The organism is Ruminococcus sp. 1001713B170207_170306_F1 (genome assembly GCF_015668065.1).
Taxonomy (GTDB): domain Bacteria; phylum Bacillota; class Clostridia; order Lachnospirales; family Lachnospiraceae; genus Blautia_A; species Blautia_A faecis.
On sequence record NZ_JADPEX010000028.1, the window covers coordinates 18,346 to 35,398 of the forward strand.

Annotated in this window: 13 protein-coding genes and 1 riboswitch; of the genes, 3 read left to right on the top strand and 10 right to left on the bottom strand. The window is 42.0% G+C overall.

Features of this window, described 5'->3' with window-relative positions; translation table 11 throughout:
- Positions 1-220: 220 nt before the first annotated feature.
- The 4 genes from I4V84_RS15580 to I4V84_RS15595 all read right to left on the bottom strand — a co-directional run bounded on the left by I4V84_RS15580 (position 221) and on the right by I4V84_RS15595 (position 4,957).
- The gene (locus I4V84_RS15580) at positions 221-1,354 is read right to left on the bottom strand and encodes a hypothetical protein (RefSeq protein ID WP_195992843.1); all 1,134 of its coding nucleotides are present in this window, start codon (positions 1,352-1,354) and stop codon (positions 221-223) included.
- A gap of 100 nt (positions 1,355-1,454) precedes the next feature.
- Positions 1,455-2,558 (bottom strand): hypothetical protein, encoded by a 1,104-nt coding sequence (locus I4V84_RS15585; protein WP_195992845.1) that lies wholly within the window; start codon positions 2,556-2,558, stop codon positions 1,455-1,457.
- 317 nt (positions 2,559-2,875) lie between these two features.
- Entirely contained in the window at positions 2,876-4,135 is a 1,260-nt protein-coding gene (locus I4V84_RS15590) for a zinc ribbon domain-containing protein (RefSeq protein ID WP_195992847.1), read from the bottom strand.
- Positions 4,136-4,252: 117 nt separating this feature from the next.
- Positions 4,253-4,957, bottom strand: coding sequence for a serine/threonine-protein kinase (locus tag I4V84_RS15595; protein WP_148463804.1), 705 nt, complete (start codon positions 4,955-4,957; stop codon positions 4,253-4,255).
- Positions 4,958-5,188: 231 nt separating this feature from the next.
- Between I4V84_RS15595 and I4V84_RS15600 the strand changes: the two genes are divergently transcribed.
- Together I4V84_RS15600 and I4V84_RS15605 are read left to right on the top strand one after the other, a co-directional pair.
- Entirely contained in the window at positions 5,189-5,614 is a 426-nt protein-coding gene (locus tag I4V84_RS15600) for a helix-turn-helix transcriptional regulator (RefSeq protein WP_148463803.1), read from the top strand.
- A gap of 313 nt (positions 5,615-5,927) precedes the next feature.
- Positions 5,928-6,000, top strand: a riboswitch (Fluoride riboswitch).
- Between the two features lie 53 nt (positions 6,001-6,053).
- Positions 6,054-7,277 (top strand): cation:proton antiporter, encoded by a 1,224-nt coding sequence (locus I4V84_RS15605; RefSeq protein ID WP_195992849.1) that lies wholly within the window; start codon positions 6,054-6,056, stop codon positions 7,275-7,277.
- 68 nt (positions 7,278-7,345) lie between these two features.
- Here I4V84_RS15605 and I4V84_RS15610 read toward each other — a convergent pair whose 3' ends face one another.
- Positions 7,346-8,275, bottom strand: coding sequence for an Rpn family recombination-promoting nuclease/putative transposase (locus I4V84_RS15610; RefSeq protein ID WP_195992851.1), 930 nt, complete (start codon positions 8,273-8,275; stop codon positions 7,346-7,348).
- 276 nt (positions 8,276-8,551) lie between these two features.
- Between I4V84_RS15610 and I4V84_RS15615 the strand changes: the two genes are divergently transcribed.
- Entirely contained in the window at positions 8,552-9,748 is a 1,197-nt protein-coding gene (locus I4V84_RS15615) for an iron-containing alcohol dehydrogenase (RefSeq protein ID WP_173774003.1), read from the top strand.
- Between the two features lie 66 nt (positions 9,749-9,814).
- Here I4V84_RS15615 and I4V84_RS15620 read toward each other — a convergent pair whose 3' ends face one another.
- The 5 genes from I4V84_RS15620 to I4V84_RS15640 form a co-directional block, all read right to left on the bottom strand.
- Complete coding sequence (locus tag I4V84_RS15620) at positions 9,815-10,810, bottom strand: serine hydrolase (RefSeq protein WP_226841023.1); 996 nt, start codon at positions 10,808-10,810, stop codon at positions 9,815-9,817.
- A 254-nt stretch (positions 10,811-11,064) separates the two neighbouring features.
- On the bottom strand, positions 11,065-13,572 hold the full coding sequence (locus I4V84_RS15625; RefSeq protein ID WP_195992853.1) for a glycoside hydrolase family 3 protein: 2,508 nt from the start codon (positions 13,570-13,572) through the stop codon (positions 11,065-11,067).
- Positions 13,572-14,417 (bottom strand): carbohydrate ABC transporter permease, encoded by an 846-nt coding sequence (locus I4V84_RS15630; protein WP_195992854.1) that lies wholly within the window; start codon positions 14,415-14,417, stop codon positions 13,572-13,574. The genes I4V84_RS15625 and I4V84_RS15630 overlap by 1 nt, the downstream gene beginning before the upstream one ends.
- A complete protein-coding gene (locus tag I4V84_RS15635) occupies positions 14,414-15,376 on the bottom strand; it encodes a sugar ABC transporter permease (protein WP_148463497.1) in 963 nt (320 codons plus the stop codon). The genes I4V84_RS15630 and I4V84_RS15635 overlap by 4 nt, the downstream gene beginning before the upstream one ends.
- Positions 15,377-15,539: 163 nt before the next feature.
- Positions 15,540-16,907: an ABC transporter substrate-binding protein gene (locus I4V84_RS15640; RefSeq protein WP_195992856.1), complete on the bottom strand. Its 1,368-nt coding sequence runs from the start codon at positions 16,905-16,907 to the stop codon at positions 15,540-15,542.
- Positions 16,908-17,053: the final 146 nt, after the last annotated feature.

The following is a 17,053-nucleotide window of genomic DNA, read 5'->3' on the forward strand; positions in this document are numbered from 1 at the left end:
CAATCTATTGTATTCGTTTGGTACTCTATAACCAAATACTATAATGGGGCTGTCTATTTCCCGACAGCCCCTTTTTTTGCGTATTTTTAGCTATTACTATGAGAGTCCTGGAAGGCACCTCAGATTGCAAATACATTCGACAGTTGCAAAGTAACTGATTTTCATATATGGTGATGTCGCCAATGACAACATATTCGTAAAAATTAAAATTGCAAGTTCTTTACCGCTTGTAAATCACCGGATGTGACCACTCAAAAAGTCCGTCATAATATTTTCCTTCATATATAAAAGAAGTGTAACAAACTTTATCAACAGTAATCATATATAATTCACTTCCATTTCTTAAGTAAGCCCCGTGTTGATTCATTCCTTCTGAACCATCATAAGCGATGCTGGTATATTCCCACGTAAGATCTTTATGAAAAGTTAAAACTCCAGAAGCCTGATTATCTGGTTTTCTCGAACTCCAGTTTAATTCTAAATCGAACGCATTTCCATCAGGAACAGTTCCTTCATACACATTGTCCTTTATTTTGACACAATAATCATCAACCAGCAGCAATTCTTCTATTCCATTCCAGTCAGTTATTTCAGAGCTGTCAAAAGTCAGCAGATGCGTTTCCGTATCATACGTATAATTTACTGTAATAGTATCTTCTTCCGTATCACTTATTCCCTCATCATAATACAAAATTGTTCCTTGTGTATCTGTTTCTGGTGTTATCTCAAAATAGTCACTTCCATCCTCTTTTGTACTATAGTAAACACCTGCAATTCCGATTTCTTCTATCTTCTTCTCTGCATCATCATGCGCATCACTAAAACCATTTCCATTTATAGAAAAATTATATTTAGAGCTGCCGATGTAGATAACTATTTTAACATCTGAGCCCTTCATTAACGCATCAATAAGAGCTTTTGAATCTTCTCCCGTAAGCTCCAGATCACCATTTGGAGCTGAACTTTTTGGTGTACATTCGCCTGTTTTTTTATCAATTTTGTATTTAAATGCGATTTCATCACTGTCCAAATAGGTTGCTTTTTTGTTCTCATATTCAAGTAATCTGAATGTCAATGATTCCTTTCGAGGTTCATAAAATACGACGACAGCCAGATCCTCCTCCGAAGTAGCAGTATTCTCAAACGTTCCCTGACAAATTGATGCACAAAATATCTTTCCTGTAGAATCGCCAAAGTCATCTACATATTCATTCTCATACCAGTCACCAAATGTGGCAACTCCATCCCCATTTTCAATCTGAGAAATAGAATCATCCTCTGCAAAAACATTTACCGGTGAAAAGCAAAAACTTACTGAACATAATAAACTTGCCAATAAAACCTTTTTCTTCATCTTGTTTTCCTCCTTGCGTTTCTTTGTTATATTGTGCGAACCATAGTCCCTCCCAGCACAACTTGTCTTAAACATTTTCTCAGTCTATCCTCTGGAAATTTTATTCTGCAAATCCAAAATCTTCCAATGTCAGCCCGCAATCCGTAGTAGACAGATAATCTGCCAATGCATCCAACAGTGCTGCATTATGGGTATTCCAATACTCAACCACTGCATCGGAAGCATCTTTCGGGTTTCCTTCCAGGTCATAATACTGTGTAAGGGTGGTATTCTCCTTAAAGGTTGCCGGTTCAAAAGGAACTTTCACGCTACCGTCCATTTCATCTGAACCAATATTACTATACAGCTGTACACTTGATGTTGATTCGTATAAAAAGATAATGGACTGCTGTGTTTTGTCCTCCTGCCCGTAATAAACAGTTTCGTATACCATGATATATGGAATATCGTTATCTTCTGTTGCAGCAATATTAATCACACGGTCAGCATCTTTATAATATTCATGCTGATAATAATTGTCCTGAATCTCTTCTTCATTCGCTTTCATATATTCATAAAGTGTGGCTGCAGAAGCAGACAATTTACTTTTCGTCACCAGACTGCCAAAACCAGCTGCTGTGCAGGCATCGGAAAATCCATTGCTGCTAATGGTAAAATTGTATTTAGAGCTTCCAATATAGATCACACATTTAATATCGTTTCCGCCACATAATGTATCTACGAACCAGTTTCCATCTTCGTCATTCAACGCTCCCAAATATAAATCTCCATTAGGAGCTGTACCGAACAAATTAAACTCTTTTACTTCATCCCCGACTTTTGTTTTTAAGATAAGTTCATCCTCTTCAGAAGACAAATAGGTAGCTGGGGTGTTTCCATACTCCAAAAGCCGAAAGGCTGCAACATACTTCTGGGAAACTTTCTGAATAAAAAGAGCACCGCTAAGTGTAGAACTTGCAGTTGCGGTATTACTGAAATCTCCTGTTATTGGTGTTTTTAACACCGGAGCATCTCCCTCAGTTTTGTCTCCAAATTCATCAACCGACTGGTCAATTATCCATACTCCATACAAATCCCCCATACCGGAATCCTCTTCTGTCTCTGAAACAGCTTCTGCCTCTGCATTCTCTTCCCCATAGGAAAGCGTTGGAGACATAAATACGCACCCCAATGCCAACGCCAGCGCTAATGTTCTTTTCTTCATCCTTTGACCCCCATTTTTTGTAATTTTATTTGAGACTGATAAGTTATCATATAATAATAGGAGGAAGGAAAGCAATTACCTGAAAGCATAGTACAAGAAGAAATTATTACTGTTCACGACCTTCACAGCAACACACTTCGCGATGCACAGAAATCATACTTTGCAGGATTCTGCTACTGCAGCAGGGAGTCCCGGCGGCATCTGCCATTGTGCCGTAATATAAAAAGAGTTACAGACCGCAAAATGATTGATCTGTAACCCTAAAAATCTTATAAAAATATTACTTGAACGCTATATAAAAAAGCTCTCACAGAGCATTACTCCGAAGCAGTCTCAAAATTCGCCTTCGCCGTATCCACCGAATGCTCTGCCTTATTATCAATGTCCACGTCATTTCCTGAAAAAGTGCTTCCCGCGAAATCAAGAACTTCATTTCCAGGCAGATTCTCAATGCAGACCGCCGTTCCATTTCCGGTAAATGTATTATTCAGATAGTTGGGCGCTGTACCATAAGCCATACTGCTGTTAAACTTCAGTGCAATTTTATTATTGGTAAAAGTACAGTCCATTGCATTTACCCAGGCTTCATTATTGGCAATTGCAGCCGTATCCCAACCATCAAAACTGCATTGGGAAAGTAAAGTAAGACAATACGCGTTCACCCCGATTCCAGAATTCCCTTTAAACTGGATTCCTGACATTTCCGCGTAATTTCCATTCAATCCACGCAAGCTGACGGTTCCTGTGAAAGTAGTCACGTCATCTCCGTCTGAGCTGCCATAAATTCCCCACACATGATTTCCAAAAACAATATCACCATCATAAGTTACTGCCGGAAGATGAAGGTAAACCGGAGTTTTCGATGACACCTCTTCCTCAATGGAAGCCAGCAATGCATTCAGTTCCTCTGTGGTCTCCATAGGCGTATCCTCTGAAAAATAGGTAACTGCTGCCTGCTTTTCAATGGTAAGCCGTGTGCTAAGAGAAATCGTATCTCCGTTTTTCATCGTCAGATTCCACAAGATATCGTTAGTACCGCTGTCTGAGGTATAAATAATATCAGAAACATATACTGCATTTGGAAAACTCTCGTTATGAACCGGTTCTACATAATCTACTTTCCGGGAATTTTCTCCAGGTTTTGTATCCACCTTACAGGAAACTACCTTTTCTGTAAATTCTTCCCACGCCAGTTCTCCAGTCTCCTGATCCAGAACATACAGCTGACATGGAAGGGCACTCTCCATTCCCTGCGCCAGTGTATCAGTACGTTCGCCCTGGGCATGTCCTGTTACTCCATCATCTTCGGAAAAATTCAACAGCAGTTTATAAGATTTTCCTTTGTCTGTATAAACCACCTGCGCCCCTCCCTCATAGGACTTCGGACGGTGATGCAGGGAAAAAGCTGCTCCAACAGCTGCCAGAAGCACTACCACAGCAGCTGCTCCAAAAGCCGCCTTTCTCCATCGTTTCGGTGCTTTTATCTCCTGTTTTTCCTTCTGGACTGCTGTACAATGAGGACAAAAAGAAGCATTGTCCGGAAGAGGCTGTCCGCATTTTATACATTTTTTACTCATATTTTTCTCCTATTACGATATATTTATGGTTAACATACCTTACAGTCAGTAAGTAATTATCCATCTTGTATTATAAATTTACAGGCTTTTTTCCAGAGACCATAAGCTTTTTATGCTTTACAAAACCTCCATCAGATGAAGGATATTCTTGTATCTTTTCTCCGGATTTACCATGGTACAACGCTGGACGATCCTGCCCATTCTTCCGCTGGCAAGCTTCCTGGAGGGATGTTCCCCAGTCAGCATAATGTTCAGCAGAACTCCCAGTGCATAAATATCCGCACGCCCATCAGACTGGGAGAGCCCATACTGTTCCGGTGCTGCAAAGCCTGTGGTTCCAAGAATCTGTGTATCTTCTCTGTTTTCATTTTTATAAATTCTGGAAGCATCAAAATCGATAAGAACCGCTTCGGTTCCACGTATGATCACATTATCTGGCTTTACATCTCTATGTACAACTCCCAGGGAATGGAGCACCCACAAAGCCATGCACAGCTGGCGGGTGATCTGCTTTGCCTGTGCCGCTGTCAAAAGTCCACCCTGTAAAATCTCCCCCAGCGTATCACCTTGCACATATTCTTCCAGAAGAGCTGTTTTTCCCTCCTTTTCCCCCACCTCCATGATCTGGGGCAGATTGGGACAGGATACCGTAAGAAGCTTCCGGTACACTTCACTGCTGCCGGAAAAATGTCTGAAAATATAGCGGTTTCCGCTTGCCCTGTGGCGTATCAAGGTTACTTCGCCCCGCTCGCTTTTTTTGATCAATGTGACCCTGTCATATTCATCACAAACTGCGCCTAAAAGACTGTCATAAATTTCCATATTTCTCCTTATCACCAACTATCATTCCCCAAATGGACATATCACCTGCACGCTATGAAAATCAGATGTTCCTCGCCAATGGCACTCCCACAGCTATGGAATACTGCCAGAGGGCAGCAACCACTATGCTGACTGCATATTGTTTTTCAGAATTTTTTATAGTATAGTTTTATTTGATTGTATTGTTAAAATTATTTTAACTTATTGACAAATTATTGTAAAGGCGCGAATATGAAAAAGAAAAATACAGATGGTTTACAGCAGGAGCTTATGGATTCCCCGGATCTGAGCCAGTTTCTGTCCCAGAACCAGGAGCAATTTGAAAATAAGAGTGTGGCAGAATTATTAAACCGTCTGTTCGAAAAGAAGCATATCTCTAAGGCAGCGCTTGCCAAACAGGCCGGTATGAGCGAAATATATCTCCATCAGATTTTCGCAGGCCGCCGTAATCCATCGCGGAATCGTCTTCTGTGCCTGTGTTATGGGCTTGAAGCGACGGTTGACGAAACCCAGGAACTGCTGAAGCTTTGTGGAATGGCACAGCTTTATCCGAAATTAAAGAGAGATGCCATTATTTATTATGGATTGCTTCATAGGCTTAAGTTGTTTGAAATTAATGATAAACTATTTGAGGAGAATGAAGAGACGTTGTTTTAATTCTCTTCCCCCAACGCCTAATGATACAAAACTTAGATTCTACATGTTACAAAGCACGTTGTTGTGCACAGGTTACTGTTCACTGGTAACATTCCGCGAGGTGTTTTTCGTGAACAAAGTTCATAGAAAACCCGAGAATTAAGTTTGCGCAGCAAACGCTACTTCTTGTGCTTGTCACAAGAAGGTTCGTCTTTCTGTGCATCGCGGAGCGGTTACTGGTCACAGAGTGAGCAGTAACGTGCACAGCCGAAGTTGTTATTTGATTTATAATTTCTTCTTGCCACCACTTTTATAATGTGCTATTATACCACCAGAAACAAAGGGGAATGAATGTCTCCCCGGGATCATCCCGAACCGCTTATTAAGCTGATGACTTCTGTGATAACAATTGTCGCAGGAAGCATCAGCTTTTCTGCGTAAAAAGGAGGAATTTATAACAATGTTAACATCTCTGGCTTTTATTTTTCTTGTGGGACTTTCCTTGGCTGCTATTTGCCAGACACTGAAACTACCGCGTATTATCGGTATGCTGATCACCGGTATTTTACTGGGACCTTATGTGCTGAACGTATTGGATCCGTCGATTCTGTCCATCTCATCGGAGCTGCGGCAGATCGCGTTGATCATTATCCTGCTGAAAGCGGGACTTTCCCTGAATCTTGCCGATCTGAAGAAAGTGGGACGTCCTGCCATCATGATGGCCTGCATTCCTGCAACTTTCGAAATCCTGGCTTACTTTTTGCTGGCACCGTATTTTCTGGGAATTACCAGACTGGAAGCGGCTGTGATGGGCGCTGCAATGGGTGCGGTATCCCCGGCTGTAGTTGTCCCAAGAATGGTACAGTTGATGGATGAAAAATACGGCACAGCCAAAAGCATTCCCCAGATGATCCTGGCAGGCGCTTCCTGTGATGATATTTATGTGATCGTGCTGTTTTCCACATTTTCTACTATGGCACAGGGCGGCAGCGCACATTTGAAAGATTTTATCAACATTCCGGTTTCCATTATCCTGGGTATTACACTTGGAAGTGTAGCTGGTTATCTTCTTTCCTTGTTTTTCGAAACTGCTTATGCGCACAGTCATATGGTGCGAAACAGCATGAAAGTGATCGTAGTAATGGGCGTGGCTTTCCTGCTTATGTCCATTGAGACATGGCTGAAGCCTGTGGTTTCCGTCTCCGGACTTCTGGCTGTGGTAAGCATGGCTTGTGTTTTGAAGCTAAAATGCACCGCCTCCGTTTCTGCCCGCCTTTCCCAGAAATTCGGGAAACTATGGCTGGCTGCTGAAGTCCTGCTTTTTGTACTTGTAGGTGCTTCTGTAGATATCCGCTATACCTTAAAAGCCGGTCCTGCTGCCCTGGCCATGATCTTTGCAGCACTTCTGATCCGTACCCTGGGCGTTTCTCTTTGTGTTACCGTAACAAACCTAACATGGCGGGAAAGACTGTTCTGTTCCATTGCCTACCTTCCGAAAGCAACCGTACAGGCAGCGATTGGGTCTGTTCCAATGGCTATGGGACTTTCCTGCGGGCAGATCGTGCTTTCTGTGGCTGTACTGGGAATTCTGATCACTGCACCACTTGGAGCAATCGGGATGGATTGCAGTTATAAGAAGCTGCTTTCCAGGGAAATCGATAAAAGCCAGATATTCTCTAGCTAACATATAACGATACAGGAAAAGTGGAACATTCTGTTTATTAATTTTAAAGAATGTTCCACTTTTATTTTTTACTCTATTCCAAATTCTTCCATCAGATGTTGACAAAATTCTGGGTCTTTTGCTATTCTTTTACAATCTTCTATGCGATTTTCTTCTAATAATTTATCTATCAATCGTGCCATAGAACTTCTTCCCTCTGCTCTTCCCTCCGCTCTTCCCTCCGCTCTTCCCTCCGCAAGACCCTGGGTTCTGCCCTCAGTAAGTCCCTGGGTTCTGCCCTCAGTAAGTCCCTGGGTTCTGCCCTCTGCGAGTCCTAATTCACGTGCCGCCTCTTTTTCCATTTCCATTTCTTCCCATCTCTGCATATATCTCACACTCACTTCCTCACTGGATTTGATACTGCATATACGCTTCTGCATCTTATGTATTCTTTCGCTTTTACAGCCATCTGCCATGTCCTGAGTGGTATGTTCAATATAATGAAGCAATTCTACCAGCTCCGGACTTACTTCATCTGGATTTTCCCCATGGGTATTCAGAAAAATGCGGGTAGCGCCATCCTCAAGCGATACAGATGGATCCTCTTTACAGGTCATCTCAAATGTATACATATATTTTCTCTTCCCAAACAAATCAAACGGAGCTATCAGAATAATATAAATATCATTCATTTTGTTAAAATCACGTTCACCGGGTTTTAATAATTTCGCATCAATAATACTTTCGTAATATCTGCTTCTTTTGGGAAGATTCTTCGTATTCGTCCCCTGTACCTCTGTATCATATACAACTTCATCTGTATCCTTTGCCCACACATCCACTTTAGCAAAACGATACGCTGGTGAAATCCGTGCTTCTTTTTCTGTCTGGGGTAGGTGCTTCAAAACTACATCTTTTCCAAGAATAATTTCCAATACATCCCGCATATTCTGCGGATCTTCCATCGCCTCAGCAAACAGAAAACGGTCCAGCAGGTTCAAATCCTTTAGATCTTTCATCTATCAGTTCTCCTTTTATTATATAGTTTTCTATATTGGAAGTAAAGAATAACTGTGCACCGTTTTTCTGTTTTTCCTCTATAACCATACCTTACAAAATCACAGCTTAAAAGTAAAGTTTTATCGTTCGAAAAATTATCCCATAAAATTACAAAATCCGCTCTGGTCATTTACATTTCCAGCATATATAATGATGTCAGATGCATAAGACCGCTCACAGAACACTTTTTGCAAAGAATCGCAAATTTATTTTCATATTTTACGGAGGCATTTCCCATGATAAATTTTGATTTTTACACTCCTACCAGAGTTCTTTTCGGTGCAGACCGGGAAAACGAGGCTGGCAAACAGGTTGCCGCATTTGGTGGGCATAAAGTTATGATCATTTATGGAAAAAAAGGTGGACATGTTGAATCATCAGGATTATTGGAACGTGTACATCAGAGTCTGAATGGAGCCGGACTTTCCTATATAGACTTTAGTGGCGTGGTTCCCAATCCTCGCCTTTCCCTGGTAAAAGAAGGAATCCGCATTGGACGGTCGGAAGGTGTTGACTTCCTTCTGCCAATTGGAGGCGGCAGCGTAATTGATACAGCAAAGGGAATCGGTTACGGAATCGCCAATGATTTTGAAATAGAAGATCTGCTTTACGGTCGTGTAAAAACAGATAAAAATCTGCCAATCGGTGTTATCCTTACAATTGCAGCTGCCGGTTCTGAGATGTCTTCCTCCATGGTTCTCACCATTGAAGACGGTATGATGAAACGTTCCTATGGGCACGACTGCTCACGCCCCAGATTTGCTATTATGAATCCTGAGCTGACTTACAGCCTTCCGGCGTATCAGACAGCCAGCGGCGCAGCTGATATTATGATGCACACTATGGAGCGTTATTTTACCCCTACAGACACAGATACCAGCCTTACTGACCGGATTGCAGAGGGACTGATGATTTCCGTTCGTGATGCCGCCCAGGTTGCTGTAAAAGACCCTGAGAACTATGACGCCCGGGCTACTCTCATGTGGGCCGGAAGCCTTTCCCATAACGGTCTGACCGGTGCCGGAAGGGTATCTGATTTCGCCACACATAAGATTGAGCATGAACTCGGCGGTATGTTTGATGTAGCTCACGGAGCCGGACTTGCATCTGTCTGGGGAAGCTGGGCGAGATATGTGTATAAGACAAATCCGGGAAGATTTGCACAGTTTGGTGAGAAGGTTTTCGGAATTGATGCTTCCCAGACCAGCGATTCTGATATTACGGATACTGTTCTCGCATCCATCACTGCCTGGGAGACCTGGTGCCACTCTATAGACATGCCAACCACCCTCACTGAACTTGGCATTTATCCAACCGATGCCCAAATCGAGGAAATGGCTGAGAAATGCGTTTTCGGCAGAAACGGACACATTGGCTTCTTCCAGCCGTTGACGAAAGAAGATATTGTGGCAATCCTGCAAATGGCGAAATAACACCAGCCTGACTCGAAACACAGCATAGAAAAAGAGCATTCACTTCCTCACTGGATTTGTCATTTCTTATTTCTGTGCCACCGCTTCGCCCAGTCGGTTATAAATTGTTTTCGCGTCCAGAATGTGCGGCACTCCCGTAGCGTCCGCCGCGGCGCCTGCAGTTACCAGAATGTACTCCCTGTCATATATCTGTGCAAAGCTTGCCAGACAATGCCCTGCCTCAGAGGTATACCCGGTTTTGCCACCCAGAATTTCCCCGCCGGTTACCGATGTATCCGACATATTTTTAAACATGGTACTGTAATAGGTAATTCCATCCGGATGTACATTGGTAGCTGGCGTAGAATGGAAATGGCTTTCTGCCACTTCACGGAAAGTATCATTATGTAACGCATACTTAAGCAGCAGCGCAATATCATATGCTGTACTATAATGCTCTGGATCATGTAATCCCGTACAATCCATAAAATGGGTATCCTTCATCCCAATGGACTTGGCCTTCTTATTCATCTTTTCCACAAATGCTTCTTCTGAGCCGGATGCTTCATCTGCCAAAGCCAGACAACATTCTGCTCCGGAAGGCAGCATTACGCCGTAGACCAGATCACGCACTCTCACGCTCTCCCCTGGCTGAAAGCCTGCCTGTGTGGCATCCTGTCCATCCAGAGCATAAAAAATATTCTCACTTAAAGTAATCTCATGATCCAGATCTGAAAATGCTTCCAGCGCCACAATTGCAGTCATGATCTTCGTCATGGATGCCGGATAAATCCGCTCTTCCCCATTTAGATTTCCAATGACCTTTCCGCTTTTTACATCCATTAAAAGCACATTTGAGCTGTTCACTCCCGACACATCCAGTTCCGTCGCAGGCGGTCTGTCGAAAATCCCGAGCACTCCCGACACTTTAGCACTAAGTCCTCTATCCCAACAAAACGCCAAAGCCAACACTGCCAGAATCAAAACTTCCACCAGTGCACTAATCAAAACCCGACGTCTCTGTTTCTTTCTACGAATTCTCCTCTTCCGCTCCATCTGCGCCCGTTTGCTTCGCTCATCCATTTAGACTCTCCTTCCATTTTCCACTGCTTTTATACGCTCTTCTTACTTTCGTCTATTTCTATACTCTGCCACAGCAAAGCACCATCTTTCACCTCAAGCTCCATTCCAGATTTTCTTTTTGTATCGCTGGTATTTTCCATACTACCACATCTCTCTTTATAATTTCTATAAAAATGAAAAAAATAAGAGCAAAGTACACATACGCATACCTTGCTCAGTCCTTTTAGTCAAGCGAATATTCGCAATCCGCTTCACTACTTGCTCATAACCAAATAACTGCTTCGCAGTTTATCAATTAGTTTCAAGACCCTTCTGGCACAAATACGAATTTCTTCTTCTGAAAGCTCCCCGCTTCTGTAACCATCCAGAATACTTTTATGATCATTCTCACTTCCCGGCATGATAATATCATTTCCGGCAGCTGTGCACTTCCATGGAATACTTCCGTCCTTGGGTTCCGTAGTATTCCAGTCCGACATGATCACGCCCTCAAATCCCCACTCATCACGCACAATTCTGGTACACAGATCCTTGCTGTTTGCGGCATGTACCCCATTTACCAGATTATAGGAGGACATAATTGCCGCAGGTTTACTCTCCTTTATGGCAATCTCAAATCCACGACAATAAATCTCACGAAGGGCCCTTTCAGAAAGATGAACATCTACTCCCATACGATTATCTTCCTGATTATTGCATGCAAAATGCTTAATCGTTACCCCGCATCCTGCTTTACTCTGAACCCCTTTGGTAACTGCTGCGGCCAGACTTCCTGCAAGCAGCGGGTCCTCTGAATAGTATTCAAAGTTTCGTCCGCACAGGGAATTTCTGTGAATATTCATTCCCGGTGCCAACCAGAGATTGACGCCAAATTTCTCCATTTCCTCAGCTATCATTTCTCCAAACTCTTTCAACAGCTGCCGATTCCAGGACTGCGCCAAAGCTGTACCAACCGGAAAAGCAGTACAGTACTGATAATACGTATCTGCATTTTGGTGAGGCTTTTCTGTTACCAGAAATCCATTTTCCAAAGAACCAAGAACACCGATTCCATAAACAGAATCATTCTCGCGATTTACCTCATAACTTCTTTGCAGTCTGATACCAGCTGGTCCGTCTGCCATGATCAATACCGGAACTCCATATTTTTCATAAAGAGCTTCTGAAGTTTCGCCAGCTGAACCAGGCACTTTAATCCCTGCTGCTCCAAGATTGCTGCTAATACCACCAGTATTTCCGTATAAAAGTGGGATCAATTCTTCTACAGGCAGCTCTTCTGCCAGAATTTCCAGCGAGTTTCCCATGACCAGAGACTCTCGGTCAACATTTCCAGCCTTTTGTTTTCTCTGCAATGCTTCAAACTGTATGGTGGGAAAATCAGCATTTCTACTTTTCTCCAGCTGCTTTTCTGCAGCCTTTACATTCTTTGAAGCTTCCAGTTTTTCAGATAATTCAACCAATGCTTCCAGTTTCTGCGTCTGCTCCAGAACTACATCCTGGTTCACATTTATAAAAGCCTCCAGCTTCAGATTGGCTGAATTATTTCCAATCCAGAGACCATACTTTCCTGTTTCCACGATCCAGGCATTTGCATCCTCAAAAAAGCTTGCAATAGTTTTTCCATCAAACAGGATCTTTAACTCCTGTTTTTCTCCCGGCTTTAATACATTTGTCTTTGCATATCCAACCAGGCGATGGTATTCTTTCTCTATCCTGCCCCGGGGAAGTGATACATACACCTGTACAACTTCTCTTCCTGCAAAAGTATTTCCAATATTCTCTACAGATACATTTACTGCAATCTTATCCTTGTCAATTTCAATACTGCAAAACTGAATCTTAAAATCTGTATAAGAAAGACCGAAGCCAAAAGGAAAAAGTGGCTTTACACCAAAACTATCGAAATACCGATAGCCCACATAAATTCCTTCTTTATATTCTTCCAATTCCAGATTTCCATTCAGATAACTAAAATTCTCTGCAAATGGCACATCCGCATATTTTTTTGCCCAGGTTGTTGTAAGCTTTCCGCTTGGAACAGCTTCTCCAAGAAGGATCCTTGCAACCGCACGTCCCCCCTCCTGTCCAAGCTGGGAAATATTGAGGATACCTTTTATCCACTGCGCTTTTTCCAGAATATCTGTAAGCTCCACAGGACCACCGGCATTTATAAGCAGAACAATAGGCACACTTCTGCTGTTTAGAAAAAGAATATCTTTCTCTTCTCGTTCACTAAGATAATAGTCACCTTTTTCAAGACGACGATCTTTTCCTTCACCAGAAATACGGCTGATTACATAAACAACAATTTCAGCTTCCTGGATATCCATTTCAGAAACAGGACGCCCCTCCGGCATGATAAATGGATTGGATGCATAGGCATCAAAAGGATTATTTACATGCTTTGCTTCTTCAAGAATTTTCTCTTTCCATATAAGTCTCGCTTTCTGATAGCGATGTTCATAATCATCCAGCCAGTCCCTGCTGGTGATCCGAATTCCGGATTCTTCCATTCCTTCGTAAATGGTAATATTCTGCCTGTTATTTACATCTCCGGAACCAATCCCCCCTTTTACAGTTTTATCCGCACCGATGCCCAGAAGGGCAACCGATGCAGATAATGAAATGGGAAGAATATTTTCATTTTTCAATAGAACAATGCCTTCCTCTGCCGCTTTTTCTGCAAAAGAGCTATGCTTTTTCTCGCAGACAGATATTTCCGGATTCAAAGTCCCACTGTACTTAAACTGTGTAAACGCCATTACTCTTTGACACCACCAAGGGTAACACCTGCAATAATATACTTGGAAAGAAGCAGGTACACAACAATGATCGGCACGATCGCAACTGTGATCATCATGTAAATTTTACCCATATCAAAATTCATATAATCAGCACCACGAAGAGTAGCGATCAGAATCGGCACCGTCATTTTACTCTTGGACTGGATGATCAGGGCCGGTACAAAGTAGTTGTTCCAGGAACCAACAAATGTAAAAATCGCCTGAACTGCAATTGCAGGCTTCATAATTGGAATCACAATGCGATTAAAGGTATGGAATTCTCCGGAACCATCGATTCTGGCAGCCTCCACAAGAGAAAGCGGCAGAGACGACTGCAGATAACTGTACATAAAATAAAATACAGCTGGAGATGCAATGGAGGGAATAATCAGCGGCAGAAGGGAATCATATAATCCCATCTTCGTAACCAGACGAAGGAATCCCATTGCAGTAACCTGCGTTGGCATTACAAGAATTGCCATGATAAATGTAAAAGCAACCTTTCTTGCCTTAAACTCATAAGCATAAAGACCATATGCCGTAAGGGATGAAAAATATGTACAAAGTGCGGCACTACAGGAAGATACGATCACACTGTTCAAAATTCCCCGAAACATTGGAAAGCTTCCGTCGTTTGCCACGTTTTTCAGATTCTCAAGGAAATATTTTCCTGGAAGTGCAGAGAAACCTTTCTGCAGATCCCCATGAGATCTGGTTGCATTAATTATCAATACGTAAAAGAAGAACAGGCACATAAAAGACAGAAGAATCAATACGATATGTGCGAAAACTGTTCTGAATTGGCTTCCTACTTTCTTCTTCATCTTCTTAATCTTCTCCTTTCTTCCTTAGCACGTTTTTTTGCAGCCTTTTTGGAACCATCCGGATCATTATCATTGGTCATGCGATATACGATGAAGCATAAAATACCACTGATAATAAACAGGTAAACAGATAATGCACCAGCCATACCATAGTTCTTACTCTTCAGATGACTGTTCAGGAACATGATCAGCGTCATAGACGTTCTATCTGGATTACCCTGTCCATTTGTCAGGATCTGTGGTACATCAAACATCTGAAGACCACCAATTATAGATGTGATCAATGTATATGCAAGAATCGGTCTGATCAGCGGCAATGTAATATAATAGAAACGTTGAATACTATTGCAGCCATCCAGGTCAGAAGCCTCAAAAATATCCATACTGATACCCATAACAGCCGCCATCAGCATAATCGTTGTATTTCCAAACCACATAAGGAAGTTCATAAAGCCAATTAATGATCTTGTTCCAACTACAGATCCCATAAAATCAATAGGGTCTTTAATCCATCCAAGAGACATCAGAATAGAATTTATTGGTCCGTTTGTAGAAAACATAGTAAAAAATAAAAGTGCAAATGCAGATGCCATAATCAGGTTCGGCAGATATATTACCACTTTAAAAAACTGTTTTCCTCTTATTTTCAAACGGGCATCTGTAAACCAGGCTGCCAGAACTAACGCAACCACAATCTGCGGCACAAATCCGATCAGCCACAGAATCAATGTGTTTGCTCCATATTTAAACATATCGGATTTCAGCAGACTGATGTAATTTGCCATTCCAATAAAATTGGGTCCGATTTCTTTAATTCCAGAACGGAAATATTCAAAAAAGCTGTAACGGACCGTATCAACCAATGGAATCAAAGAAAAAATCAAATAGATTATAAAAAAAGGAAGGATAAACAGGTAGCCCCATTTTCCATAATTAATGCTTTTCTTGTTTTTCTTCATAACAGTTCTCCTTTACACACATCTTACAGAACAGGAGAGAATCCTATGTTACAGGATCCTCTCCACGTTCCTTATACCAATTTTCAAATGTCACATGGACATTATTTTTTTAATAGTATTCTGCAAGATGTTTTTGCAAACAAAATCCTCAGAACTATCTACATTATTCCGGCCATTTAACCTCAGAGATCTCAGGATAACGCTCTTTAATAGCAGTCTCAAAGTTTGCCTTTGCTTTATCAAAGTCAACATTTCCCTGGAAATAATCACTGAAAGAGTTCTGGATCAGCTCTACACATCCCTGATCGTATGCAGAAAGCGGTGCAATCTTAATGTTCTCTGCAACAGGTGCAAAATATGCAAATGGGTTCTGTCCGCCAAGGAACTCAGAAGAGAAGTTTGCATCATCTGTAGCAGCCTCTGCCATACCACTCTTTGTATTTGTGAAGTCTGAATAATCCTTAGAAATCTTTAACAGGTTGTCTTTGTCTGCAGTCATAGCAAGGATAATGTCTTTTGCATGCTCTGGATTATCAGTACCTGTTGCTGCATGAATGTAAGAACCGCCCCAATTGTATTCCTGCGGAGGATTTGTAACTGCCCATGAGCCTGCATCGCCATCCCAGTTTGGACTTAATGTAAAGTCGATTCCCCATGCCGGAAACAGGAATGCAAATACTTTTGACTGGGAGCCCATAGCTTTGTTCCAGTCATCGTTCCACTGTCCTTTTACAGTAGGGTTAAGGAAACCTGCATCCAGCCACTCTTTTGAATCATTTACCCAATCCATAATCTTCTGGTCAACTGTAATGGTTGTCTCACCAGGCTGTACCCAGGACTGTGCGATGCTGTTTCCATATAAACGGAAGGTGTCTGCATAAGAAGAAAATGTGTAGTAACCTTTCTCCTTCAGTTGAGCAGCAGTCTCTTTCATTGTATCCCAGTCTTTTACTTTCTCGCCTACTTCTGTCGGATCATCTGTTCCAAAAACTTCTTTTGCAATATCACGACGGTATACCAGGGTTCCTGGGCAGCACTGCCATGTAGAACCTCTCTGTACTCCGTCAGAGTCAGAAGCAGTTGTTCTTGTAAAATCGTACTGATCTGCAAGATCTGTATCCGGGTCAATTCCAAGATCTGTAAGCGGCATTGCTACATCTGCATCTTTGTCTGTATATTTGAAAACATAATCGGTCTCAGTTAAGAAAATATCTACTTTATCATCATCAGATGCATCAGCCTGATTCAGAAGCGCCTCATCAAGCTTCTGCTGGTAAACACCATCCTGGTTTGGGTTGATGATCCAATGGATCTCAGTTCCGTCTTTTAAGGTTGTAACAGTTCCATCGCTGGAAGTGGACTCAACTTCTGGATAAATAGCCTCCAGACGTGTACGGAACTCATCGTTCCAGGAATAGATGTTAATAACCTTTCCCTCTTCTCCTTCTGCATGTGCTACGGTTGCTGTTGCAGCCATACCGGTAACTGCCATAACAGCTGTAAGTAACATAGATACTGCTCTCTTCTTCATATAAAAGATCCTCCTTTTTTGAGCATTTTCTTAATGCTGTATCTCTTTGGTGCAATAAATATACCATTTTTATTTTTGACATTATATTATTTCTCTTAACAAAATATCAGATTCATGTCATAATATAAAAAATGACACATTTTTGT

Bases quoted from the DNA above. Each gene is read 5' to 3' on its own strand.
- I4V84_RS15580 (WP_195992843.1), bottom strand. From the start codon at position 1,354: ATGAAGAAAAAGGTTTTATTGGCAAGTTTATTATGTTCAGTAAGTTTT.
- I4V84_RS15585 (WP_195992845.1), bottom strand. From the start codon at position 2,558: ATGAAGAAAAGAACATTAGCGCTGGCGTTGGCATTGGGGTGCGTATTT.
- I4V84_RS15590 (WP_195992847.1), bottom strand. From the start codon at position 4,135: ATGAGTAAAAAATGTATAAAATGCGGACAGCCTCTTCCGGACAATGCT.
- I4V84_RS15595 (WP_148463804.1), bottom strand. From the start codon at position 4,957: ATGGAAATTTATGACAGTCTTTTAGGCGCAGTTTGTGATGAATATGAC.
- I4V84_RS15600 (WP_148463803.1), top strand. From the start codon at position 5,189: ATGAAAAAGAAAAATACAGATGGTTTACAGCAGGAGCTTATGGATTCC.
- I4V84_RS15605 (WP_195992849.1), top strand. From the start codon at position 6,054: ATGTTAACATCTCTGGCTTTTATTTTTCTTGTGGGACTTTCCTTGGCT.
- I4V84_RS15610 (WP_195992851.1), bottom strand. From the start codon at position 8,275: ATGAAAGATCTAAAGGATTTGAACCTGCTGGACCGTTTTCTGTTTGCT.
- I4V84_RS15615 (WP_173774003.1), top strand. From the start codon at position 8,552: ATGATAAATTTTGATTTTTACACTCCTACCAGAGTTCTTTTCGGTGCA.
- I4V84_RS15620 (WP_226841023.1), bottom strand. From the start codon at position 10,810: ATGGATGAGCGAAGCAAACGGGCGCAGATGGAGCGGAAGAGGAGAATT.
- I4V84_RS15625 (WP_195992853.1), bottom strand. From the start codon at position 13,572: ATGGCGTTTACACAGTTTAAGTACAGTGGGACTTTGAATCCGGAAATA.
- I4V84_RS15630 (WP_195992854.1), bottom strand. From the start codon at position 14,417: ATGAAGAAGAAAGTAGGAAGCCAATTCAGAACAGTTTTCGCACATATC.
- I4V84_RS15635 (WP_148463497.1), bottom strand. From the start codon at position 15,376: ATGAAGAAAAACAAGAAAAGCATTAATTATGGAAAATGGGGCTACCTG.
- I4V84_RS15640 (WP_195992856.1), bottom strand. From the start codon at position 16,907: ATGAAGAAGAGAGCAGTATCTATGTTACTTACAGCTGTTATGGCAGTT.